Raw genomic sequence first — 21,420 nt, 5'->3', positions numbered from 1 at the left:
GGGTTAGGCGAGCTTGTCCACCTTCGCGCCCTGGCCGGGCGGGGGTGGGCTCAGCGCGGTTTCCATCAGCATGTTGAGCAGGTCGGTCTGCATGTCATGCGATTTCTTGACGATGGCGATCTGCGTCGCGTGCTGGGTCTGCGCCGAGCGCATGGTCAGCATCTGCGTTGTGAGATCGGTGTTCACGTCGGCTGGCCTTTCGCGCTTTGCGAGAAGACTAGCAGCGGCCCCTAAAGAAACCGTTCATGATGCGGTCATCTGCCGCCAAACAGCCCGACGCCATGCCGGCGCAAGGGGGCGGCCAGCACCAGCCCGGCAGCGAAACCGCCGATATGGGCCCACCACGCCACCGGTTCGCTGGAGCCGATCAGCCCATAGAAAAGCTGGGTCAGGATCCAGAATCCGAGCATCCAATAGGCCGGGACCGGCAGGGGAATGAGCCAGACAATGCGGGCCAAAACGAAGACCCGCACGTGCGGAAAGAGCAGGATATAGGCGCCCATGACGCCGGCCACGGCCCCTGACGCCCCGATCAGCGGCCCATTGCCGTCGAGGTTGAACAGCAGGTGGGCGAGGGCTGCAAGGACGGCGCAAGCGAGGTAAAAGCCGAGGAATTTCAAGTGCCCGAAGGCATCCTCGATATTGTCGCCGAACACCCAGAGGAACAGCATATTGGTGAGCAGGTGCATCCAGTCGGCGTGGAGGAATGCATAGGTCACCAGCGTCGCCCAGTCCGGCAGCCAGGGCACCGGTTGCGGGTAAAGATCGCGCACGACGATGGGGATCATGCCGAAATCGATGGTCGCCTGATCGAAGGCTGCCGGCGGCAGCGCCGCCTGTACCAGAAATACCAGAATGGTGATCCCGATCAGCCCATAGGTGACGAAGGGAAACTCGACATGCTTGATCGGATTGGCGTCATGCAGGGGCAAGAACATATTCTGTCACGTCTCTCCTGCGCGGCACCACCATCTGCGGCAACCGGGTGCGTGTTGCCGTTCAGTCGGTCTTCTTCACGTCACCATAATTGCCCGGCACCCACAAGATATCGTCGGCCCCATTCGCATTGGCCACGCGGCCGAGCACAAAGAACAGGTCCGAGAGGCGGTTGAGATAGCGCAGGGTTTCGGGACTGGTGTCGGGCTCGATCTCGAGCAGGGCCGAGACCACGCGCTCGGCGCGACGGGTGACGGTGCGGGCAAGGTGCAGGGCTACCGAGAGCGGCGTGCCGCCGGGCAGGATGAAGCTCTTGAGCGGGGAGAGATCAGCGTTGAACCGGTCGATCTGGTCTTCCAGCCAGTTCGTCTGCACCGGGCGTACGCGCAGGCTGGGATATTCGGCATCGGGGTCGTCGGCGCCGGGGGTCGCCAGGTCCGAGCCCACATCGAAGAGATCGTTCTGGATGCGGGCGAGGATGGGGTCCAGCACATGGTGGGCGCCGGCGGCCAGCCGGGCATTGCCGACAAAGGCATTGGCTTCCTCGACCGTGCCATAGGCCTCGATGCGCAGATCGTGCTTGGAGCGGCGGGGGCCGCGCACCAGCCCGGTGGTGCCGCTATCGCCGGTGCGCGTATAGATGACGTTGAGCTTGACCATGACTGGTGCCCGCGGCTCAGCCGCGCCCGAACAGGAACAGGGCGCCCATCAGCAGCAGGATGGCCACGGCCTGGCCGATGACGCGCAGGCGCATCAGCCGCTGGCTGGTATTGCCGGGCCCGCCCTTCATCATGTTCCACAGGCCCATGCCCAGAACGATGACGACGAAGAGCAGCGCGAGTGCGATGGCAATGTTCAAAAGGGTCTGCATGTCAGCCTTAACGGGTCGGGTGGCGGTCGAGTTCACCATTGATATAGGCGAGGAGCCCGGCGGCCAATGCGTCAAAGATGGCACGGATCCGGTGTGAGGTGAACAATTCCCTGTGCGTAGTCAGCCAGATCGGCAAGGGCGGGATCTGCGGGTCGATGTCGAGCGCCACCAGCCCAGGCGTGGACGCCACCAACTGCTGCTGTCCGAAGGCAATGCCGAGCCCGGCCTTGAGCAATTCCCAGCAATGGGACTGGTCGTCCGAGCGCAGCATGAAGTTGTCGCGGCTGACTGCAAATCCCATGCGCTGGGCATGGCTGACGATAAGGTCCGAACGGTCAAAGCCGATGAGGTCGTGTGACCAGAGGTCCTGCAGTGTCTGTGGCCGGCCGCGCCGGGCGAGATAATCCTCATGTGCGGCTGCCACCAGCGGCACCTCGCCCAGATGCCGGGTGATCAGCTCCAGCTGGGTGGGGCGGAACATGCGGATGGCGATGTCGGCCTCGCGCATCAGCAGGTTCTCCGAAGTATCGGAGGGCACGATTTCTATGGCGATGCGGGGATGCAGCGCGCGAATGGATTTGAGCAGGGTGGGCAGAACATGGTTTGAGATCATGACGCTGGCAGTGATGCGCACCGTGCCTCCCTCATCCTGCTGAGCGCCCTGGGCGAGGATATTGGCCTCGGCGAGGGCAGACTGGGCGTCCTTGACCCGACCATAGAGCCGCAAGGCCGACGCAGTCGGCTTGAGACCCGAAAGGCTGCGGTCGAAGAGCGTAAGGCCAAGGGCGGTTTCCAGCGCTTCGACATGACGGCCGATGGTGGGCTGGCTGATGCCGAGGTCGCGCGCAGCCGCCGACAGCGAGCCCTCCGCCACGACTGCTGCAAAACTGCGCCATAGCGCCCAGTCCGGCTCTCTATTCATTTTTGAATGTCAAATGTCGAATTGTTGGGAATTTCTATTCTTCAATGTATCGACGACTGTGTGCTCATGCAATCCAAGGAGGATGAAATGAGTGGACGCACTGTGACGGTTCTGGGCAGCAACGGCCATCTGGGCCATGCCGCCATGGTGGGATTTGCCGAGGCGGGGTGGACAGTGACGGGCTTGGGCCGAAGCAATCGCAAGCCGGTGGCCGGGACGCGCTTCCTTGCCGGCGATGCCAATGATGTCGCCGTGGTCCGTGCGGCCATTGCGGGGGCCGATGTGGTGGTCCAGGGTCTGCATCTGCGCTATGACCAATGGGGCAATGGGCGCGCCGAAGCGCAATTGCAGGTGGTGCTGGACGCCATGGCGGGCAGCGGCAAGACGCTGCTGTTTCCCGGCACGATCTACAATTACAGCGCCGGTGACCGCGTGGTGTCACCGCAATTGCGGCAGCAGGCGGAAAAGCCGCGCGGCGAAATCCGAATCCGGCTCGAACGGATGCTCGCAGAGGCCGCGGCAGCAGGCGATATCCAGGCGATCATCGTACGGGCTGGGGATTTTTATGCGCCCGGCGATCAGGGCGGCTGGTTCGAGCAGGCCATGCTGATGAACTGGCGGCGGGGCAAGGTCTACCATATGGCCGACCGCAATTTACGGCACAGCTGGGCTTATCTGCCCGACCTGGGACGCGCCTTTGCCCGGGTCGCCGAGCGGCGTGAGACTTTCGGGCCGTTCGAGAATTTCCACTTTGCAGGCCATTGGGTCAGCCATGGACAGATGATGGCGGCGATCCAGGCGGCTGCGCCGAAGCCACTCAAGCCCTCGCCCATGCCCTGGTGGCTGTTGCGCGCCATGGGCCTGTTCGATCCGGTGATGCGCGATATTTTCGAAATGCGCTATCTCTGGACCCATGAGATGGAGCTGGTCGATCCCCGTCTGGATGCGCTGCTTGGCCCCGGCGTCCTGACGCCGTTCGAAACGGCCGTGGGCGATACGGTGCGCACGGTGTTTGGCAGCCAAGGGACGGTTAAGGTGGACGCTGCCTAAAACCCCACGGCGCGGCGGACGTCTTCTGCCGTCCAGCCGTCTGCCCGCAAATCCCGCAGGCTGGGTGAGCCGCGGGATTTGGCCAGCTTCTCGCCATCCGCGCCCTTTATCAGGCGATGGAAATGGTAATAGGGGCTGGGCAGACCCAGCAGCATTTGCAGCAGGACGTGAATGTCGGTGGCCGCTTCCAGATCCTTGCCGCGGGTGACATGGGTTATGCCCTGCGCCGCATCGTCCACCACCACGCTCAGATGATAGGAGGTCGGCACATCCTTGCGCTGCAGCACCACGTCGCCCCAGCGCTGGGGGCGAGCATAGCGAATTTGCGGGCGGTCGAGGATGGTGGGGCCGATGACCGAATAGGTCCGCATGCCGGTGCGGGCGAGAGCGGTTTCCGTGTCGAGCCGGAACTGGACGGGATCGCCGCGTTCCAGGCGCTCAATGCGCTCGGCATTGCTGAGATGTCGGCAGGTCCCCGGATAGAGCGGGGCGCCATCGGGATCGGTATCGGTTGCCTGCTCGGCGATTTCTGCGCGGCTGCAGAAGCAGGGATAGAGCAGGTCCGCCCGCCGCAAATGGTTGGCGGCATCGGCATAAGGCTCGAAGCGATCGGACTGGCACAGCACCGGCTCGGGCCAGTCGAGGCCGAGCCAGGCGAGGTCTTCGAGGATCGCCTCGGCAAAATCGGGTTTACAGCGGCCGATGTCGATGTCCTCAATGCGCAACAAGGCGCTGCCGCCCAGCTTTTCGGCGGCATCCCAGGTCACCAGGGCCGACAGGGCGTGGCCCAGATGCAGATAGCCATTGGGGCTGGGTGCGAAGCGGAGCAGTGGCTTGGACATGGACCGGATAAGGAAATGATGTTTGCCCCTCACTAGCATTTTGACCACCGAGGCGACACCACGCATCGATACGCCGGAGGGGGTGGCCTGGCATCTCGATACGCTGGTGGGACTGGTGCCGGCGCTGGCGCCGATGCGCCAGGCGGTGGGGACGGTACTGCCCCGGGTCAACCCGAAGCATTTTGCCGGCATGGCCAAGGTGATCTGTGGCCAGCAATTGTCGGTGCAGAGCGCGGCGGCGATCTGGGGCCGGTTCGAAGCGCTGCCCGGGGCGCTGGAGCCCGAGACCTATCTGGGATTGAGTGAGGACATTGTGCGCGGCGTCGGCTTTTCGCGCGGCAAATTTCTGTCGCTGCGGGCGGTGGCTGAGGCGGTCCTGGGGGGCGAGCTGGACTTTGCCCAGGTTGATGCGCTGCCGGCCGAAGAGGCCATCGGGCGGCTGGTGGCGCTCAAGGGGGTCGGACCATGGACGGCGGAGGTCTATCTGCTGTTTTGCGCCGCGCATCCCGACATCTTCCCGGCCGGAGACCTGGCTTTGCTCAAGGCCGCCCATCATGGGCTTGGGCTCGAGGCTCGTCCCAGCATCAAGGAAATGATTGACATCGCCCAAAAATGGTCGCCCCATCGCTCGGCGGCGGCGCTTCTGTTCTGGCGGTATTTCGCCAGAATGCGCGATCGCGAGGGAGTTTTGCTTTAGGCGGTTTTGATCGGGACGCGAAATGGAACTGGTCGATCAGGTCTACGAGGCCGCTTTTATCCCGGAATATTGGCCAAAAGTGCTCGATGGACTGGCGCAGTCCAGTGGCTCGGTATCGGGTGCGCTGCTGGTCATCGACCCTGACCTGCCCCCACTGTGGTCGGCAACCGAAAATGTCGCCGATCTGGTCGGCGCCTTTGCCGCGACGCCCGCCTGGTATGCCAATAGCCGCCTCAAGCGCATGCTGGTCAAGGACCATGGCGGCTTCATGCGCCTGACCGATTTCTCGACGCTGGACCAATTGCGCGCCGACCACTGCAATGCCTTCTTGTCGCTCGCCGACCTGGCCGGCCAAGCCGCGACGGTGGTGCCAATGCCGACGGGAGAAACCGTGCTGTTCACGCTGGAGCGCACGGTGGGCATGGAGAATTATTCGATTGAGGACCTGCAGGTGCTCGATGGCGTCAGGCCACATCTGGCGCGGGCCAGCCTCATCGCCTCGCGGTTGAAATTGCAGCAGGCGCAGTCGACCGTTGCCGGTCTCTCGGCGCTGGGGCTCGCGGCGGCCATCGTCTCCGAACGCGGGCGGGTCATTGCCGTCAATGATATCTTTGAAAGCCAGGCGGATTTCCTCAAGCCCGGGGCCCATGGGCAATTGCGCCTCACCGACCGGCGGGTCGATGCGCTGATCCGTGCCGCCTTCGCCGAGCAATCCGAAATGGGGCGACGCGCCCTGCGCTCCATTCCCGTTCCGGCCGAAGATGGCCAACGCGCTCCTGCCGTCATCCATCTGGTGCCCCTGCTCAGGGATGCGCGCGACGTTTTTGACCTTGGCGCGACCCTGGTGGTCGTCACTGGACTGTCCGGGGATGCACAGGTGCCGGACGACGCCATTCTGCGGGGTCTGATCTTACCGCAGCGGAGGCGGCGGTGGCTGCGGCCCTGGCGCGCGGAATGGAACTCAAGGACATTGCGGCCGAACGTGGCATCGGGATCACCACGGTCCGTACCCACCTGGCGCAGGTGTTCCACAAGACCGGCACGGGCCATCAGGCGCAATTGGTGGCGCTGCTCAAGGGCGTCAATTCGGGGGTATTCTAGGCAGAAGCGATGAGTGGCATCGAAGACCATATCTATGAAGCGGCCTTCGTTCCCGAACTGTGGCCGGACCTTTTGAGCCGGATCGTCGAGACCCGCGGCATTGCCTCGGGCTGCATGATGATCATCGACCCGCAGCGCCAGCCATTGTTCAGCGCTACGCCCAATATCGAGGCGGTGGTCGCCCATTTCGCCACAAGGCCGGAATGGTACACCAATAAACTGCTCTCAAGTCTCAGGCGTCGGCGCTATGCCGGGTTTCTGGAGGTCACCGACTTCCTGGCGGATGAGGATCCGAAGGACGTGGCCTTTCATGTCGAAAACATGCGCCGCATCGGCACGGCATGGCAGCTGGGTTCGGTCGTTGACATGCCGCAGGGCGGCTTTGTGGCCTTCACTTTCGAGCGGGCGCTGGGGGAGCCCGACTTCTCCGCGGCTGAAGTGGCCCATTTCGACGCCTTGCGGCCCCATCTTGCACGGGCCAGCATGATGGCCATGCAGCTCGAAATGCAGAAGGCGCAAGCCAGCGTGGCGGCAATGGAAGCCTTGTCCATGCCGGCGGCGATCGTGGGTGCCGGTGGTGGCGTTATCGCCGCCAATGGCCTGTTCGACGCGCTATCGTCAATCCTGCGGCCTGCCGCGTTCGGCGGCGTTTCACTGGCCAATCGGGAAGCCGCTGCGCTGCTCAAGCAGGCTCTGTCGGACAGCGCCTCCAACCCCATGCCCATTCGCTCGATCCCGGTCGGCACCGCCGAACAGGCAAATCTGGTGCTGCATGTATTGCCGCTGCGCCGGGCGGCCAGCGACATCTTTGCCCAGGGCACGGCGCTGCTTACCGTGACCGGCTATGCCGCCGATGCCAATGTGCCGTCGGATGCAGTGCTGCGGGGGCTGTTCGACCTCACCGCCGCCGAGGCGGGTCTGGCGGCGGGCCTGGCGTCTGGCCTCAGCCTTGCCGAGGTCGCGGCCCGGCGCGGCATTGCCATTGCGACCGCCCGCACGCATCTGGCGCAGACCTTTCGCAAGACCGGCACCAGCCATCAGGCGCAGCTGGTGGCTTTGCTCAAGGGCTTTGCCGGCCTCAATACCGGCAAGCTCGGCTAAGGCACTGTGGCCCAACTGCAACAGGCGCGCCCCGGTGTCCATTTTCTCGCCCGCACTTCATTCATCTGGATGATGCCAGTCCCATGTGCCCCTTCCATGTTGGCCGCAGTGATTTGGAAGAGGGCGCGTGATGAGCAATTTTGGACGGGTGTTTCTGGGTGTGGCGCTGCTGGCGGGGGCCGCCTCGAGCGCCAGCGCGCAGCAGGTGACCGACTGGACCGGCTTTTATGCCAGCGTCTTTGCCGGCTATGCGCTTGACCCACAACAGGCCGGCTCGAGCAGCACGACAATTCCGCCCACGCCGTCTGGGGAATATGTCATCTCCGGTGTGTCCACCAGCGCAAATACCCGTATTGACGGCGTCTTCGGCGGCGTCGGTGCCGGCTACAATTATCAGGTCAACCAATTCGTTCTGGGCGTTGACGGTGCGGTCCATATTGGTGGGCTTTCCAAGGGGACGTCGTCGCTGCAAGACTTCACCGCTTACGATGCCGTCGACACGGCGAGCATCCGGATCGCCGGCAATCTCAAGGTCAATGTGGATTGGTACTCAACCTTTGCCGGGACTTTGGGCGTCGCTTTCGATGAGGGGTGGCTGGTCAGCGTCAAGGGCGGCCTGGCCGTTGCCAATGTCAGCTCGAGCGCCACGGTCAACCTGGATTTCGCGACCACAAACCCTGCCTTTCCTAGGGGCGTCCCTTTTGCCCCCGGCTCCACAAGCAATTCTGCGTCGTCGAGCCAGCTGGTCATGGGGCCGACAATCGGCCTCGGGGTGGCCAAAAAGCTGAGCCAGAACGTCTCGGTGGGCGTTGAATATGCCTATGTCGGGCTGCCTACGGTCAATGCACCCCAGCCAGCGCTTATATTGGGCGCTGGAGGCGGCTCGACGCCGGTGGATATGGGTTTCCATACGCTCAAGGGCTCGCTGAAATACCACTTCTAGGGAAAAGTGCTTCCTGACCGCGCATCGTGGTGCGTTCGGTTCCTGGCCCGGCAGCGGGGGCATGCCGGGCCTTTTTGTCTCGTGGATTTTTGAAGAGGGGCGAGGCATGGTGGCGCGACCAAGTTCAGGAGCCCCCATGTCGACCAAGCTTTCCGGCCCCATGCTGCCGCCCGCCAATGGCGGCGCCCCCGATAGCGCCGTGGTGCTGCTGCATGGCTATGGCAGCGACGGCAATGACCTGATCGGGCTGGCGCCGCACTGGCAGGGCATCTTGCCGGGGGCGCTTTTCGTCTCCCCCAATGCGCCGACCGCTCTGGGCATGGGCGGATTTCAGTGGTTTGCTATCGACTGGACCGGGGACCGCCTCGCCAGCCGGCAGACCGGGGTTATTTCGGCGCAGCCGGTGCTTGTTGGCTTTCTCGAGGATTTGTGGGCCCAGACCGGGATTGCGCCGGAGCGGACATTGCTCGCCGGCTTCAGCCAGGGCGCGATGATGGCGCTGCATGTGGGGCTGTCACTGCCGCAGGAGCTGATGGGCATCGTCGCTTTCTCGGGGGCCCTTGTGCCGCCCGAGGGTTTTGGCGCGCCAGGCTCGGCCAAGCCTGCCATATGCCTGGTGCATGGCGATATGGACGAGGTGGTCGACCCCAATCTCAGCGCCGATGCCAAGCGTCTGCTTGCCGAGAATGGCTATGATGTCCGCTTCCATATCAGCCATGGGGTCGGCCACGGCATTGCGCCTGATGGCCTGGCCTTTGCAAGTGAATTCATCGCCGAAGTCGCGAAAAAATAAGCCAGCGCTCCCCGCTTCACACGGCCGACACAAAGGGCTTAGTATAAGGGAGCTATGGACTTACACGATTCCCGCTTCGGGAGACTCACGTGACTATCCATGTGTCGCCTGAGGCCTGTCCCGCCCTTGTGTTGAACGCCGATTTTCGGCCGCTCAGCTATTACCCGCTGTCGCTGTGGTCTTGGCAGGATGCGATCAAGGCGGTGTGCCTGGATCGCGTGAACATCGTCTCGCTCTACGACACGGTGATCCATTCTCCCAGTTTCGAGATGCGGCTGCCCAGCGTGGTCTCGCTCAAGGACTATGTGAAGCCGGCGCGCCATCCCGCCTTTACCCGCTTCAACGTGTTCCTGCGCGATCGCTTCCAGTGCCAGTATTGCGGCAGCACCCACGATCTGACCTTCGATCACGTCATTCCGCGGTCGAAGGGCGGCCTGACCACCTGGGAAAATGTCGTTGCCGCCTGCGCGCCGTGCAATCTGCGCAAGGCCAACCGGATGCCCAGCGAGATCAAGATGTTCCCGCATCAGGCGCCCTATGCGCCCACCGTGCACGATCTGCACAATAATGGTCGGGCGTTCCCGCCCAACCATCTGCACAAGAGCTGGCTCGACTATCTCTATTGGGACATCGAGCTCGAGCCCTGATCGGGCGCGGTCCTAGCCGCGCTTCCGCTTGGCCTGGAACACCATGGCGCCGATGAGCATGGCGACGATGGCGAGCGAGATCAGCGCGTTATAGCCGGCCAGCGAAATGCCGAGGAAGCGGAACTGCACCACGTCGCAGCCGATCACTGGCGTCATGTTGCTCATCTGGTCGAAGCTGAACGTGTCGCCGAGGCCGGTGCAGGCGGTGGGACCGGGCCAAAAGCCCCATTCGACGCCGGCATGGAAGCCACCCATATAGGTGCCCCAGGCGAAAATAGCGGTCGCGGCCAGCATGGTCACATACCACACGCCCAGCGGCAGCCGGTTCCACAAGAGCAGGATCGCGGCAAGCAAGGGCAGGCCGATATAATAGGCCATGCGCTGCTCAAGACAGAGTTCGCAGGGATAGAGCCCGCCGATATATTGCGAGCCGAGCGCTGCCGAAATGGTGACGAGGCCGAGGAGGAAGGAAAGGCCGGCAAGGATCTTGTCGAGCGGGCGGTGGGTGGAAGTCATATTCGAAACTCTGGTGACGCGTTGGATCTGCGCAATAGCGCCGCATTGGGGCAAAAGCCAGCCTGGCACAGGGTCGTGATCATGGGCCCGGCGGCGCCTTCCCCAAGGCGGCAGCCAGGGCCATGGCATTGGCAGGAGCGTGCAATTTGTCCTCATGCACGAAATAGGCAAAGACATCGCGTCCGGCGGCCAGCCAGGGCTTCATGGTGCTGGCCAGTGCGGCGATATCCTCGGGGTCATAACCCGTGGCATCGGGACGAGCCGGGCCCTGTAGTCGGCAATAGGCGAAATCGGCGGTGAGCGAGCGGCGCGGATCGGCCACCGTATCGGAAATGACGCGAGCCACATTGTAGCGGCTCAACAGCTCATCCACTTCCGGCGTTTGAAAACTAGGATGCCGCATTTCGATGGCATGGCGGATTTTGGTCACCCCCTTTGCATCGACAAAGGGCGGGGCCTTGCCGGTATCGGCCTCGCCAGCCAGGGCGAGATAGGCATCGAGTGCGTGCGGGAGTTGCGCCAAAAATCCCGCCATGCTGTCGGGGTCATAGGCAAGATTGGGCGGCAATTGCCAGACGAAGGGGCCGAGGCGGTCGCCCAGGGCCAGCGGGCCGGAGGCGAAGAAATTGGCGAGGTCCTGCCGGCAATTCTTGAGGCGCCTGATATGGGTGATCAGTTGTGGCCCCTTCACCGAAAAGACGAAATCGGGCGGGGTTTCGGACGCCCAGCGAGCAAAGCTTTCCGGCTTTTGCGGGCCGCGAAAGGTGGCATTGATCTCGATGGTGCCGAGTTTGCCGGCGGCAAAAGCCAGTTCTTTTTTCTGCACCAGCCCCGTCGGGAAGAAGCTGCCGCGCCAGGGGGCATAGACCCAACCCGCCGTGCCCGATCTGAAACTGCCACTTTGGGTCACAATTTTGCTCCTTGTCGCAGCTGTCGCCGGACTGCCCTCAGCAGGGCATGAGGTCGTGCGCCTTTCGAAGGGTAGACCGCCCCGAATGCGGATGTCGAGATGGCCGAGGCGATGGCAGTGGTGGAGACCATGACGCTGTGATCACGCAGAAATGTGCGGTCTCCGAGAATTGGCAGGTCAAGGCGGGCAAAGCCGCAGGATCTCGGTAATCATTTTTTGCCTTATTTGGGTGCATGGTGAACGAATGCTTTCCGAGGGCCTGGTGTGCGTCGACCTGTTCTTGCTTCCGTGGTGGCGATGAGCGTGCTGGGCGGGGTTTGGCCCGTGCAGGCAATGGCTTGCGACGGCTTGCGGATGGTCAAGGGCGGCACGGTGGTCAATGTCGTCGATGGTGACACGGTGCTGCTCGATTCGGGCATGGTGGTGCGGCTGATCGGCATCCAGGCGCCCAAACTGCCCTTGGGGCGGGAAAATCATCCCACCTGGCCGCTGGCCCCTGAAGCTCAGGTGGCGCTCGAAGTGCTGGCATTGAACAAGCCGGTCAGCCTCGGCTATGGCGGGGAAGAGGTCGATCGCTATGATCGGGCTCTGGCCCATGTTTTTATCGAGACCGCTGCAGAACCGGTATGGGCGCAGTTGCAGATGGTGGCGCTGGGGCTGGCGCGGGTCTATTCCTTCCCGGACAACCGGGCCTGCCTTGATCAACTTTTTGCGGCGGAGCGACAGGCGCGGGCGGAACGGCTTGGAATCTGGGCCGATCCCTATTACAGCGTGCGAGCAGCGGATCGGCCCGAAGCGCTGTTGCAACGGGCCGGCCACTACGAACTCGTGGAAGGACGGGTGCTGCGCGCCGAACGGAGCGGGCAGCGCGTATTCCTCAATTTCGGCCGGTTCTGGAAGGAAGACTTCACTGCCGTGATCGAGGCCCCTGCGCTCAAGCTGTTCGAGCGCGACGGCATCGATCCGCTGGGGCTGGACGGCGTGCTGGTTCGTATTCGGGGATGGGTGGACGATCGGGATGGTCCACGTATCGAAGTGACCCATCCCGAGCAGATCGAGGTTCTGGCGACGCGATGACGGCGCTCATTGGCAAAAAGGTGCTGCGCACCTCAATTCTGGCGACACTGGTGCTGGTCCTGACCGGCTGCACCACGCTGACCGGCTCGTCTGTTCAGGTCGGGCGCACCGGCGACAATCCTGCGCCCATGGTGGTGCCGGAAGGCACTGCGCCGGGCGACGATGTCATCGGGCGGCGCGAGCATCCGCGCATTATTGCGGCCTATGGCGGGGTCTATTCCGATCGCCAGGCTGAAATCATGGTGGCGCGCATTGTCGGCCGGCTGCTGGCGGCGGCCAACCAGCCCAATGCCCAATTCCAGGTGACCATTCTCGACACATCCGAGGTCAACGCCTTCGCGCTGCCCGGCGGCTATATTTATGTGACGCGCGGCATCCTGGCGCTGGCCTCCGATACGAGCGAGCTGGCGGCGGTGCTGTCGCACGAGATCGCCCACGTCACGCTGCGCCATGCCCGCGCCCGCACCGACAAGACCCGTACCACCCAGATCGTCGATCGGGTGATCACCGGCATTTTCGGCGGCGATACCTCGACCGATGCGACCGCCAATCGCACCCGCCAGTCGCTGGCCTCGTTCAGCCAGAACCAGGAACTGGAAGCCGACAAGGAAGGCATCAAGTTCGCCGGCAAGGCGGGCTATGATCCGCAGGCGGCGGCGCGGTTCCTCGGGGTAATGAGCCGGTTTGCCGCCTTCTCCGCCGGCGCCAGCATGGGCGATGACGGGTTCCTCTCTTCCCACCCGTCGACGCCCGCCCGGATCGAGACGGCGCTCAGCACGGCGCGCAGCATGTTCGGCAGCGGCACGGTCGGCGAGACCGATCGCGAGGGCTATCTGGCCGCCATTTCCGGCATGACCTTTGGCGACAGCCCGGCACAGGGCACCATTGTCGGACAGCGCTTTATCCATTCGGCCAGCCGGTTCACCTTCACCGTGCCGCAGGGCTATGCGCTGCAGAACGCGCAAAGCGCGGTGGTCGGCGTTGCCGGCGATGGCGAGGCGGTGCGCTTCGACAGCGCCCAGGTGCAGCCCAATATGGCGCTGACCGACTATCTCAAATCCGGCTGGATTGCCGGGCTCAAGGCCGAGACTGTCAAGGCGCACAGCTATAATGGCATCGAGATGGCTTCCGGCCTGGCGCAGACCGACCAGTGGTTCTTCCGCGTCGCCGTCATGCGGCTCGATGGTGAGGTCTACCGCTTCATCTTTGCCGCAAAGGCCGATAGCGCGCGCTTTGCCGCCGGCGCCGAGGCCACGATCCAGAGCTTCCGCCGGGCGGAAAATTCCGATCTCAACCAGATCCGCAAGCTCAGCATTCGCCTGGTGACGGCGCGGTCCGGCGACACGGCCGAAACGCTATCGCGGCAGATGGCGTCCATTCCAGGCGGGCGCGACCTGTTCTTCATCCTCAACAATCTCTATCCCGGCGATCCCCTGGCCGCAGGACAGAAATACAAGGTCGTGGCGCTGCAATAAGCGCCACGTCCCGATCATTGGGGAATGAGCTTTACCTGATTGGCGATCGTGTCGGAGGCGCCGCCGGTGCCGACGCCGAACAGGGCGAGCACCGTATCCCCCAATATGGCGAAGGTTGCCGCCAGAGCCACGCCGAGGATGGTGCCTAGAAGGGCGTATTCAATCGCCGTAGCGCCGGACTCATCCCGGCAAAAGCGTCCGATCGTCGTCGCCAGCATGTCGCCCCCAAGCTGAAAAGTACGGCTGGTCTACAATAGGTCACACAGGGCCGCGATCAGCGGCTCGTCGGCTGGCGGCATGGGATAGTCACGCAGTGCCTGCGGCCTGACCCATTTGAGCGCCGCGTGTTCTATTGCCTGCGGCTGGCCCTGCCACTTCCGACAGACGTAAAGTGGCATCAACAGGTGAAGTTTTTCGTAAGAATGGCTGGTGAATGACAATGGAGCCAGGCACGCTTGCTTGGTCTCGATGGCCAGTTCTTCGCGCAATTCTCGGATCAAGGCATCTTCGGGGGTTTCGCCGGGCTCGAGCTTGCCGCCGGGAAATTCCCAAAGGCCCGCCATATGCTTACCTTCCGGGCGCTGGGCGATGAGTACGCGCCGGTCTGGATCGACCAGGGCGCAGGCCACGACCAGCAACAGGGGTTTGTCGGTCACGCGGAGCCTCCGGGAATGCGATATATGTAGTCGTACTGATGTGTATAGCCGAGGGAGCGGTATAGCGCCTGGGCGGCTTCATTGTCGGCCTGGACATTGAGGGCGGCGTAGCGGGCGCCTTCGCGCTTCGCCCAGGCGAGACCGGACTGCATCATGGCGCGTGCCAGACCCTGCCGGCGCCGGGTGGGATCGGTCACGACATTGCCGGTGATCACAATGCCATCGGCCACAGCCATGATGGAGGAAGCAACGGCTTGCCCGTCCCGGCTCAGCACGATGCCGGCGGATGGTATGGCAAAGGCTGCAAGCAGGTTCTGCATCGCCGCCATCTGCGTGTCGTCATAGCTCTGAAGCCTTTTGGCGACAGCCAGAAATTTGGGGTCGAGCACCGCAAGGGTCTGCGCCTCGGGATCTGCCTCGACATCGCCCAGCTCCATCGCGAAGAGGTGGCTGGGGTCGATGGATTGCCAGCCGGCCTCATCGAGAGTGGCATTGAGTTCGGGGCTCGCCAGCGGCGTGGTCCGGAACACCGGCTTGATCTTGTGCCGGATCATCCAGGACGAGGCAGAGATGACGCGCAGGTCCGCATCTTCGAAATCATCGGGGTCAAAGCACTGGGTGGAATTGGCGCGTTTGGTATAGCCGCCGGCGGCGCGACGTATCCAGGAGCGATCCCAGTCGACGGTAATGCCGGGCCAGGCCTTGAGGCCGGCCCATTCGAACGCTTCGGTGGAGGGAAATTGGGTCATGGGTCTGGTGGCTTCACGTCTATTGATCCATCGGCTGTCATGCCGGCGACGACCCGGATCCCTCTTTACATATCAGGATGGCCCCCGGCTTTTACCGGGGTGACAATCGCGTGCTGGGAGGGTTTAGACCGGGCATCAGCTCCGGTAGTCACCATTGATGGTGATATAGCCATGGGTGAGGTCACAGGTATAGACCGTGGCCTTGCCCTCGCCCAGACCGAGAGACACGGTCAGCTCCAGCTCCTCGCCCTTCATATAGGCAGAAGTGTCGGCTTCGTCGTAACCGGCGGCGCGTTCGCCGTTCCTGGCGACGGTAAGGTCGCCGAAGCGGATGGAGAGGCGGTCGCGGTCGGCGGGCTCACCGGCCTTGCCTACGGCCATCACCACGCGGCCCCAATTGGCGTCTTCGCCGGCAATGGCGGTCTTGACCAGCGGGCTGTCGGCAATGGCCTTGGCGATACGGAAGGCGCTTTCGTCCGAGGTGGCGCCATCGACATGCACGGACACCTGCTTGGTGGCGCCTTCGCCGTCGCGCACCACATGGATGGCGAGTTCGAACAGCACGTCGCTCAGCGCCTGGCCGAAGATTTCCGCCCGCGGATCGTCGAGGCTCTGGATCGGTTCAACATCAGCCTTGCCGGTGGCGAAGGCCAGCAGGGTGTCGGAGGTCGAGGTGTCGCTGTCGACAGTGATGGAATTGAAGCTGGTCTGGTTGTGCCGGGCCAGCAGCGCCTGCAGGACCGGGGCGGCGATGGGCATGTCGGTGACGACGAAGGACAGCATGGTCGCCATATCGGGCGCGATCATCCCCGAACCCTTGGCGATGCCGTTGATCCTGACCTCGACGCCATCGATCTCAAGCACGGCGCCCGAGAGCTTGGGGAAGGTATCGGTGGTCATGATCGCCTTGGCCGGTTCGATCCAGGGCAGCGTATTCATGCGGGTCGCGGTCTCGTCGAGCACGCCGTCGAATTTGGAGGCGTCGATCAGCTCACCGATAACGCCGGTCTGGGCAATGAACACTTCTGACGGGGCGCAGCCCAGGGCCTCGGCCGCTACCCTGGTGATGTAGCGAACGCTTTCGCGGCCCTTCATGCCGGTAAAGGCATTGGAATTGCCCGAATTGACCACGAGGCCGCGGGCAACCCCGCCCACAAGGTTTTCGCGGCACAACTCCACCGCCGCGGACGAGCATTTGGAGCGCGTCAGAACGCCGGCGACAGTGGTGCCCTCGTCAAAGGCCATCAGCAGAACGTCGGTGCGGTTCTTGTACTTGATGCCGGCTTCAGCGGTGGCGAAGCGCACGCCTGAGATGGCCGGCAGCTCGGGATAGGATTTGGGGGCGAGGGGCGAAACCGGATGGGCGGCCATGGCACAAGACCTTTTTGGGCAACATATCCGCTCTCGTGTGCCTCACTTGTGTGGCGGGCGCAAGACGTCGAGGCCCGGCGCGGCTCAAAGCTGTGATCGAAACCGGATCGGGCTGGCTCGGTTGGGTGTATCGGCGCGGCGCATCTGCGCCTAGACTCACCATTCTGGAGGCAGGTATATGAGCGTCAAACGCATGGACAATGTCGGCATCGTGGTCGAGGACCTCGATGCGGCCATCGAATTTTTCCTGGCTCTGGGCCTGGAGCTGGAAGGGCGCGCCATGGTCGAGGGCACTTGGGCAGGGCGGGTCACGGGCCTCGGCGATCAAAAGGTGGAGATCGCCATGATCCGCACGCCCGACGGTCACAGCAGGCTGGAACTGTCACGCTTTGATGCCCCCGCGGTCATTGCCGATCATCGGACCGCCCCCGTCAATGCTTTGGGCTATCTGCGCGTGATGTTCGCGGTCGAGGATCTCGACCAGACATTGTCACGGCTGGGGGAGCGGGCGCAGCTGGTCGGCGAGGTGGTGGATTACCAGGGTGTCTATCGCCTCTGCTATGTGCGTGGCCCCGAAGGCATATTGCTCGGCCTGGCGCAGGCAATGACCTAGTCCGGTGGCCATCGCAAAAAGCCACCCGGGGGATGCCGGGTGGCCTCAAGGGATGGGTATGGCTGGTCAGCCCCCGCAGATTACTGCGCGGTCGCGCCTTCTTCTGCGGCGGCGTCCTGGGCATCCTGGGCGTCGAGCGCGGCCTTGAGGGTGGGGTCGGTCACGTCGATGGTGACGCCGCTCATCAGTTCGTCCACCTTCTTGGTGAAGGTCTGCATCAGCACCTGCTGCTGCAACTGGCTGGCAACCTGTTCGAAGGGCAGGGGGCTGGACTGGCGCTTTTCCTCGAGCTTGATGATGTGCCAGCCGAACTGGGACTGCACCGGCTCGGAAATATCGCCCGGATTGGCCAGGGCAAAGGCAGCGTCCTGGAAGGGCTTGACCATCATGCCGGGGCCGAAGAAGCCGAGATCGCCGCCATTGGCCGCGCCCGGATCGATGGAGTTCTCGCGCGCCAGCGTGGCGAAGTCGGCGCCGCCATCGAGCTGGGCCTTGAGTTCCTTGGCCTTGTCCTCGCTCTCGACCAGGATGTGGCTGGCGCGGATTTCGTCTTCCGGCTTGAAGTCGGCGACATAGGCGTCATAGGCGGCGCGAACGGCTTCCTCGGTCACGGCGCCGGCAATGGCGTCGGCAAAATAGGCGCGGCGCAGGGCGCGCTCCTCAAGATATTTGAGGCGCTGGGCGAAGAGGGCAGTCTGGTCCATGCCGGCAGCCTTGGCGGCGCCGGACATCACCTTCATGTCAATCAGCACGCGCAGAAGGAAGGCGCGGCGCTGCTCGGGCGGCATCTGCGCCAGGTCCTGGGCCATGTCCTCGGCGGCAAAGCTGAGATCGGCCTCGGTGATGGCTTCGCCGCCGACAGTGGCGACTACGGTCTCGGGGGTGACCGCGGCTGCAGGCGCCGGAGCGACCGGCGCTGCGTCCTGGGCAAAGCTGGCGGTGAGGGTCGTGGTGGCCAGAAGGGCCGCCAGGCTCAGCGTGCGGACGAGGCGCATGGAATGGGTAAACATGAGGGTCTGGTTTCTCCTTGGCCGTCCTTGGGTGGCGACGGCGGAAATTCGGCGTGGCTCGACTGGCACGACAAGGCGGCTAAAATATGCAGGCCGCAAATGCCTTCGGCGCATGGCCAAGAGGGGCCCGCGCCGGAAAACCGCACGGCGGCGCAGGTGTGGCCCATTTCTCATACGTTGACAAGACACCACCCCGCTCTTACATCTCACCCGCTTTTTCCAAAGCATGCGTCCGTCGGCGCGCAACGTCACGCCACAGCCATGCGACCACGACAGACCCCGGGGAGCCAAACGGCTTCTCAAAAGTTGTGACGAGGCGAAGTGGGTCGGCCCGCGCCTGAGACGCGAAGACGCCCCATTGTCCAGCCCCGCCGCCGAAACGAAGGACCATAAATATGGCACTTGCTGCGCTTGCCCGAAAAATCTTCGGGTCACCGTCCGACAGGCAGGTCAAGCGATATCAGGGCAAGGTGGCGGCGATCAACGCGCTCGAACCCGAGCTGGCCAAGCTCAGCGACGAGCAATTGCGCGCCCGCACCCAGGAGTTCAAGGCCCAGCTGGCCCAGGGCGCCTCGCTCGATGACCTGATCGTTCCGGCCTTCGCCACGGTGCGCGAGGCCAGCAAGCGTGTGCTGGGCATGCGCCATTTCGACGTGCAGCTGATCGGCGGCATGGTGCTCAACGATCGCGCCATCGCCGAGATGCGCACCGGTGAAGGCAAGACGCTGGTGGCGACGCTCGCCGTCTATCTCAATGCCCTGACCGGCAATGGCGTGCATGTGGTGACCGTCAACGACTACCTCGCCCGCCGCGACGCCGGCTGGATGGGGCAGATCTACAATTTCCTCGGCCTCAGCTATGGCATCATCGTGCATGGTCTTAACGACCAGGAACGCCGCGACGCCTATGCTGCCGACATTACCTACGGCACCAATAACGAATTCGGCTTCGACTATCTGCGCGACAACATGAAATATGCGCGCAACCAGATGGTGCAGCGCGGCCATGCCTATGCCATCGTCGACGAAGTGGACTCCATCCTCATCGACGAAGCGCGCACCCCGCTGATCATTTCGGGCCCGTCCGAAGACCGGTCGGAGCTTTATATCAAGGTCGATAGCCTGATGCCGATCATCGGCGAGGACGATTTCGAACTCGACGAGAAGCTGCGCGCGGCCACCTTCACCGACCAGGGCGTAGAAAAACTCGAAGCGGCGATGACCGAGGCCGGGCTGCTGAAATCGGGCTCGATGTATGACGTCGAGAACGTCATGCTTGTGCACCATGCCAATTCGGCCCTGCGCGCGCACAAGCTGTTCCGCAAGGACAAGGACTATATCGTCCGCAATGACGAAGTGGTGATCATCGACGAGTTCTCCGGTCGCATGATGCCGGGCCGCCGCTATTCGGAAGGCCTGCACCAGGCACTGGAAGCCAAGGAGCGCGTCAAGATCCAGGCCGAGAACCAGACGCTGGCCTCGATCACCTTCCAGAACTATTTCCGCCTCTACAAGAAGCTCGCCGGCATGACCGGTACGGCGCTGACCGAGGCCGAGGAATTCGCCGATATCTACAGCCTCGGCGTCATCACCATCCCGACCAATCTGCCGGTGCAGCGTATCGACGAAGATGACGCCATCTATCGCACCGCGGCGGAAAAGTTCGATGCCATCGCCGAGCTGATCAAGGAATGCCAGCTGCGCGGCCAGCCCGTGCTGGTCGGCACGACTTCGATCGAAAAGAGCGAAATGCTCGCCGACCTGCTGCGGCAGAAGAATGTCGGGCAGATGAACGTGCTCAATGCGCGGCACCACGAGCAGGAAGCCTTCATCGTCGCCGATGCCGGCCTGCCCGGTGCCATCACCATCGCCACCAATATGGCGGGTCGCGGTACCGACATTCAGCTCGGCGGCAATCTCGAAATGCGCATCGAGAAGGAGGCTGCGGGCCTCGAAGGCGCCGAGCGCGATGCCAAGATCGCCGAGATCAAGGCGGTCATCGCCGAGGAAAAGAAGAAGGCACTGGCTGCTGGCGGCTTGATGGTCATCGGCACCGAGCGCCATGAAAGCCGTCGCATCGACAACCAGCTGCGCGGCCGCTCCGGTCGCCAGGGCGATCCGGGACATTCGAAGTTCTACCTGTCGCTGCAGGACGACCTGATGCGCATCTTCCCGGTGGATTCTATGGATTCCATGCTCGGCAAGCTCGGCCTCGAGCAGGGCGAGAGCATCACCCATCCCTGGGTCACCAAGGCCATCGAACGCGCCCAGGGCAAGGTGGAGTCGCGCAATTTCGACATCCGCAAGAACATCCTCAAATATGACGACGTGATGAATGATCAGCGCAAGGTGATCTTCGAACAGCGTCTCGAATTCATGGATGCCGAGGACGTCAGCGAAACCATCACCGATATGCGCCACGATGTGGTGGCCAATGTCGTCGCCAAGGCCATTCCGCCGCGCTCCTATCCCGAGCAGTGGAACAGCGAAGAGCTCGAAATTGCCGCCAAGACCCAGCTCAACGTTGCCGTGCCGGTGCGTGAATGGGCCAAGGAAGAAGGCATCGACGCCGAGATCGTCGAGGACCGCATTCGCGAAGCCGCAGATGCGCTGATCGCCAACAAGGAAGAGCGCTTCTCCGCCAACATCATGCGGCAGGTGGAAAAATCCATCCTTCTGCAGTCGGTGGATGGGCTGTGGCGCGAGCATCTGGTGATGCTCGACCATCTCTCCAAGGTGGTGGGCTGGCGCGGTATCGCCCAGCGCGATCCGCTGACCGAGTACAAGCAGGAAGCCTATGAGCTGTTCCAGGGCCTGTTGGGCAATCTGCGCGAGCAGGTGACCAGCCAGATGGCGCATGTGGAAATCCAGATGCGCCAGCCTGAACCGCCGCCGGCGCCCGATTTCAGTCGCATGGCCGAAACCCATATCGATCCGCTGACCGGTGAGAATGACGCAGATGGCGACGAGATCACCTCGCCCGAAGGGTTGCCGCCGATCGATCCCAAATTGCTGGTCGGCGTGTCGCGCAATGCGCCCTGCCCCTGCGGTTCGGGCAAGAAATTCAAGCACTGCCACGGCGCCTTTGCCTGAGGCTGGTGCCACCAATTCAAAAGGGCGGTCCCGCGGGGCCGCCCTTTC

At 63.3% G+C, this 21,420-nt stretch carries 24 protein-coding genes; 11 read left to right on the top strand and 13 right to left on the bottom strand.

Going from position 1 to position 21,420, the window contains the following annotated elements:
• Positions 1 to 3: 3 nt before the first annotated feature.
• The 5 genes from BGO80_RS08690 to BGO80_RS08670 form a co-directional block, all read right to left on the bottom strand.
• Positions 4 to 186 carry a putative motility protein gene (locus BGO80_RS08690; RefSeq protein WP_126150458.1) on the bottom strand — a complete coding sequence of 61 codons (183 nt, stop codon included), beginning with the start codon at positions 184 to 186 and terminating at the stop codon, positions 4 to 6.
• A 68-nt stretch (positions 187 to 254) separates the two neighbouring features.
• Positions 255 to 938 carry a rhomboid family intramembrane serine protease gene (locus BGO80_RS08685; RefSeq protein WP_286720899.1) on the bottom strand — a complete coding sequence of 228 codons (684 nt, stop codon included), beginning with the start codon at positions 936 to 938 and terminating at the stop codon, positions 255 to 257.
• 61 nt (positions 939 to 999) lie between these two features.
• Complete coding sequence (locus BGO80_RS08680) at positions 1,000 to 1,596, bottom strand: cob(I)yrinic acid a,c-diamide adenosyltransferase (protein WP_286720897.1); 597 nt, start codon at positions 1,594 to 1,596, stop codon at positions 1,000 to 1,002.
• A gap of 16 nt (positions 1,597 to 1,612) precedes the next feature.
• Positions 1,613 to 1,807: a twin transmembrane helix small protein gene (locus tag BGO80_RS08675; protein ID WP_126150461.1), complete on the bottom strand. Its 195-nt coding sequence runs from the start codon at positions 1,805 to 1,807 to the stop codon at positions 1,613 to 1,615.
• A 7-nt stretch (positions 1,808 to 1,814) separates the two neighbouring features.
• The gene (locus tag BGO80_RS08670) at positions 1,815 to 2,729 is read right to left on the bottom strand and encodes a LysR family transcriptional regulator (RefSeq protein WP_286720893.1); all 915 of its coding nucleotides are present in this window, start codon (positions 2,727 to 2,729) and stop codon (positions 1,815 to 1,817) included.
• An 87-nt stretch (positions 2,730 to 2,816) separates the two neighbouring features.
• On the opposite strand from BGO80_RS08670, the gene BGO80_RS08665 reads away from it, so the two are divergent.
• On the top strand, positions 2,817 to 3,779 hold the full coding sequence (locus BGO80_RS08665; protein ID WP_286720891.1) for an NAD-dependent epimerase/dehydratase family protein: 963 nt from the start codon (positions 2,817 to 2,819) through the stop codon (positions 3,777 to 3,779).
• Here the strand turns inward: BGO80_RS08665 and gluQRS are convergent.
• Positions 3,776 to 4,621, bottom strand: coding sequence for a tRNA glutamyl-Q(34) synthetase GluQRS (gene gluQRS, locus BGO80_RS08660; protein WP_286720890.1), 846 nt, complete (start codon positions 4,619 to 4,621; stop codon positions 3,776 to 3,778). The two genes, BGO80_RS08665 and gluQRS, sit on opposite strands and share 4 nt — an antisense overlap.
• A gap of 22 nt (positions 4,622 to 4,643) precedes the next feature.
• Between gluQRS and BGO80_RS08655 the strand changes: the two genes are divergently transcribed.
• From BGO80_RS08655 to BGO80_RS08630, 6 genes are all read left to right on the top strand, one after another.
• The gene (locus tag BGO80_RS08655; protein ID WP_286720888.1) at positions 4,644 to 5,318 is read left to right on the top strand and encodes a DNA-3-methyladenine glycosylase family protein; all 675 of its coding nucleotides are present in this window, start codon (positions 4,644 to 4,646) and stop codon (positions 5,316 to 5,318) included.
• A 22-nt stretch (positions 5,319 to 5,340) separates the two neighbouring features.
• Complete coding sequence (locus BGO80_RS19455) at positions 5,341 to 6,432, top strand: hypothetical protein (protein ID WP_286720886.1); 1,092 nt, start codon at positions 5,341 to 5,343, stop codon at positions 6,430 to 6,432.
• On the top strand, positions 6,429 to 7,520 hold the full coding sequence (locus BGO80_RS08645) for a helix-turn-helix transcriptional regulator (RefSeq protein ID WP_286720884.1): 1,092 nt from the start codon (positions 6,429 to 6,431) through the stop codon (positions 7,518 to 7,520). Before BGO80_RS19455 ends, BGO80_RS08645 begins: the two co-directional genes overlap by 4 nt.
• Before the next feature lie 130 nt (positions 7,521 to 7,650).
• Positions 7,651 to 8,463 (top strand): outer membrane protein, encoded by an 813-nt coding sequence (locus BGO80_RS08640; RefSeq protein ID WP_286720882.1) that lies wholly within the window; start codon positions 7,651 to 7,653, stop codon positions 8,461 to 8,463.
• Between the two features lie 136 nt (positions 8,464 to 8,599).
• Entirely contained in the window at positions 8,600 to 9,256 is a 657-nt protein-coding gene (locus BGO80_RS08635; protein ID WP_286720880.1) for an alpha/beta hydrolase, read from the top strand.
• Between the two features lie 89 nt (positions 9,257 to 9,345).
• Positions 9,346 to 9,903: an HNH endonuclease gene (locus BGO80_RS08630; RefSeq protein WP_126150469.1), complete on the top strand. Its 558-nt coding sequence runs from the start codon at positions 9,346 to 9,348 to the stop codon at positions 9,901 to 9,903.
• Positions 9,904 to 9,915: 12 nt separating this feature from the next.
• On the opposite strand, the gene BGO80_RS08625 is transcribed toward BGO80_RS08630, so the two are convergent.
• Entirely contained in the window at positions 9,916 to 10,419 is a 504-nt protein-coding gene (locus BGO80_RS08625) for a disulfide bond formation protein B (protein ID WP_286720877.1), read from the bottom strand.
• Between the two features lie 79 nt (positions 10,420 to 10,498).
• Positions 10,499 to 11,329, bottom strand: coding sequence for a DUF72 domain-containing protein (locus tag BGO80_RS08620; RefSeq protein WP_286720875.1), 831 nt, complete (start codon positions 11,327 to 11,329; stop codon positions 10,499 to 10,501).
• Positions 11,330 to 11,593: 264 nt separating this feature from the next.
• Between BGO80_RS08620 and BGO80_RS08615 the strand changes: the two genes are divergently transcribed.
• A complete protein-coding gene (locus tag BGO80_RS08615) occupies positions 11,594 to 12,406 on the top strand; it encodes a thermonuclease family protein (protein ID WP_286720873.1) in 813 nt (270 codons plus the stop codon).
• The gene (locus BGO80_RS08610) at positions 12,403 to 13,881 is read left to right on the top strand and encodes a M48 family metalloprotease (protein WP_164550343.1); all 1,479 of its coding nucleotides are present in this window, start codon (positions 12,403 to 12,405) and stop codon (positions 13,879 to 13,881) included. The genes BGO80_RS08615 and BGO80_RS08610 overlap by 4 nt, the downstream gene beginning before the upstream one ends.
• A 14-nt stretch (positions 13,882 to 13,895) precedes the next feature.
• Here BGO80_RS08610 and BGO80_RS08605 read toward each other — a convergent pair whose 3' ends face one another.
• The 4 genes from BGO80_RS08605 to argJ form a co-directional block, all read right to left on the bottom strand.
• The gene (locus BGO80_RS08605) at positions 13,896 to 14,099 is read right to left on the bottom strand and encodes a Flp family type IVb pilin (RefSeq protein WP_286720867.1); all 204 of its coding nucleotides are present in this window, start codon (positions 14,097 to 14,099) and stop codon (positions 13,896 to 13,898) included.
• 30 nt (positions 14,100 to 14,129) lie between these two features.
• Complete coding sequence (mutT, locus tag BGO80_RS08600; protein ID WP_286720865.1) at positions 14,130 to 14,537, bottom strand: 8-oxo-dGTP diphosphatase MutT; 408 nt, start codon at positions 14,535 to 14,537, stop codon at positions 14,130 to 14,132.
• Complete coding sequence (locus BGO80_RS08595) at positions 14,534 to 15,286, bottom strand: GNAT family N-acetyltransferase (RefSeq protein ID WP_286720863.1); 753 nt, start codon at positions 15,284 to 15,286, stop codon at positions 14,534 to 14,536. Before BGO80_RS08595 ends, mutT begins: the two co-directional genes overlap by 4 nt.
• A 135-nt stretch (positions 15,287 to 15,421) precedes the next feature.
• Positions 15,422 to 16,657 carry a bifunctional glutamate N-acetyltransferase/amino-acid acetyltransferase ArgJ gene (gene argJ / locus BGO80_RS08590; RefSeq protein WP_286720860.1) on the bottom strand — a complete coding sequence of 412 codons (1,236 nt, stop codon included), beginning with the start codon at positions 16,655 to 16,657 and terminating at the stop codon, positions 15,422 to 15,424.
• A gap of 178 nt (positions 16,658 to 16,835) precedes the next feature.
• Here argJ and BGO80_RS08585 point away from each other — a divergent pair, with 178 nt between their 5' ends.
• Complete coding sequence (locus tag BGO80_RS08585; RefSeq protein ID WP_286720858.1) at positions 16,836 to 17,270, top strand: VOC family protein; 435 nt, start codon at positions 16,836 to 16,838, stop codon at positions 17,268 to 17,270.
• Between the two features lie 80 nt (positions 17,271 to 17,350).
• Here BGO80_RS08585 and BGO80_RS08580 read toward each other — a convergent pair whose 3' ends face one another.
• The gene (locus BGO80_RS08580) at positions 17,351 to 18,280 is read right to left on the bottom strand and encodes a peptidylprolyl isomerase (protein WP_286720856.1); all 930 of its coding nucleotides are present in this window, start codon (positions 18,278 to 18,280) and stop codon (positions 17,351 to 17,353) included.
• Between the two features lie 395 nt (positions 18,281 to 18,675).
• Here BGO80_RS08580 and secA point away from each other — a divergent pair, with 395 nt between their 5' ends.
• A complete protein-coding gene (gene secA, locus BGO80_RS08575; protein WP_126150478.1) occupies positions 18,676 to 21,372 on the top strand; it encodes a preprotein translocase subunit SecA in 2,697 nt (898 codons plus the stop codon).
• Positions 21,373 to 21,420 lie beyond the last annotated feature (48 nt).

This window comes from Devosia sp. 63-57 (genome assembly GCF_001899045.1).
Lineage (GTDB): Bacteria > Pseudomonadota > Alphaproteobacteria > Rhizobiales > Devosiaceae > Devosia > Devosia equisanguinis.
This window is presented reverse-complemented; position numbering and strand designations above follow the sequence as displayed.

What these genes read in the sequence shown, in the direction of transcription:
- BGO80_RS08685 (WP_286720899.1), bottom strand. Translation starts at nt 938, where the DNA reads ATGTTCTTGCCCCTGCATGACGCCAATCCGATCAAGCATGTCGAGTTT.
- BGO80_RS08680 (WP_286720897.1), bottom strand. Translation starts at nt 1,596, where the DNA reads ATGGTCAAGCTCAACGTCATCTATACGCGCACCGGCGATAGCGGCACC.
- BGO80_RS08675 (WP_126150461.1), bottom strand. Translation starts at nt 1,807, where the DNA reads ATGCAGACCCTTTTGAACATTGCCATCGCACTCGCGCTGCTCTTCGTC.
- BGO80_RS08670 (WP_286720893.1), bottom strand. Translation starts at nt 2,729, where the DNA reads ATGAATAGAGAGCCGGACTGGGCGCTATGGCGCAGTTTTGCAGCAGTC.
- BGO80_RS08665 (WP_286720891.1), top strand. Translation starts at nt 2,817, where the DNA reads ATGAGTGGACGCACTGTGACGGTTCTGGGCAGCAACGGCCATCTGGGC.
- gluQRS (WP_286720890.1), bottom strand. Translation starts at nt 4,621, where the DNA reads ATGTCCAAGCCACTGCTCCGCTTCGCACCCAGCCCCAATGGCTATCTG.
- BGO80_RS19455 (WP_286720886.1), top strand. Translation starts at nt 5,341, where the DNA reads ATGGAACTGGTCGATCAGGTCTACGAGGCCGCTTTTATCCCGGAATAT.
- BGO80_RS08645 (WP_286720884.1), top strand. Translation starts at nt 6,429, where the DNA reads ATGAGTGGCATCGAAGACCATATCTATGAAGCGGCCTTCGTTCCCGAA.
- BGO80_RS08640 (WP_286720882.1), top strand. Translation starts at nt 7,651, where the DNA reads ATGAGCAATTTTGGACGGGTGTTTCTGGGTGTGGCGCTGCTGGCGGGG.
- BGO80_RS08635 (WP_286720880.1), top strand. Translation starts at nt 8,600, where the DNA reads ATGTCGACCAAGCTTTCCGGCCCCATGCTGCCGCCCGCCAATGGCGGC.
- BGO80_RS08625 (WP_286720877.1), bottom strand. Translation starts at nt 10,419, where the DNA reads ATGACTTCCACCCACCGCCCGCTCGACAAGATCCTTGCCGGCCTTTCC.
- BGO80_RS08610 (WP_164550343.1), top strand. Translation starts at nt 12,403, where the DNA reads ATGACGGCGCTCATTGGCAAAAAGGTGCTGCGCACCTCAATTCTGGCG.
- BGO80_RS08605 (WP_286720867.1), bottom strand. Translation starts at nt 14,099, where the DNA reads ATGCTGGCGACGACGATCGGACGCTTTTGCCGGGATGAGTCCGGCGCT.
- BGO80_RS08595 (WP_286720863.1), bottom strand. Translation starts at nt 15,286, where the DNA reads ATGACCCAATTTCCCTCCACCGAAGCGTTCGAATGGGCCGGCCTCAAG.
- argJ (WP_286720860.1), bottom strand. Translation starts at nt 16,657, where the DNA reads ATGGCCGCCCATCCGGTTTCGCCCCTCGCCCCCAAATCCTATCCCGAG.
- BGO80_RS08585 (WP_286720858.1), top strand. Translation starts at nt 16,836, where the DNA reads ATGAGCGTCAAACGCATGGACAATGTCGGCATCGTGGTCGAGGACCTC.
- BGO80_RS08580 (WP_286720856.1), bottom strand. Translation starts at nt 18,280, where the DNA reads ATGTTTACCCATTCCATGCGCCTCGTCCGCACGCTGAGCCTGGCGGCC.
- secA (WP_126150478.1), top strand. Translation starts at nt 18,676, where the DNA reads ATGGCACTTGCTGCGCTTGCCCGAAAAATCTTCGGGTCACCGTCCGAC.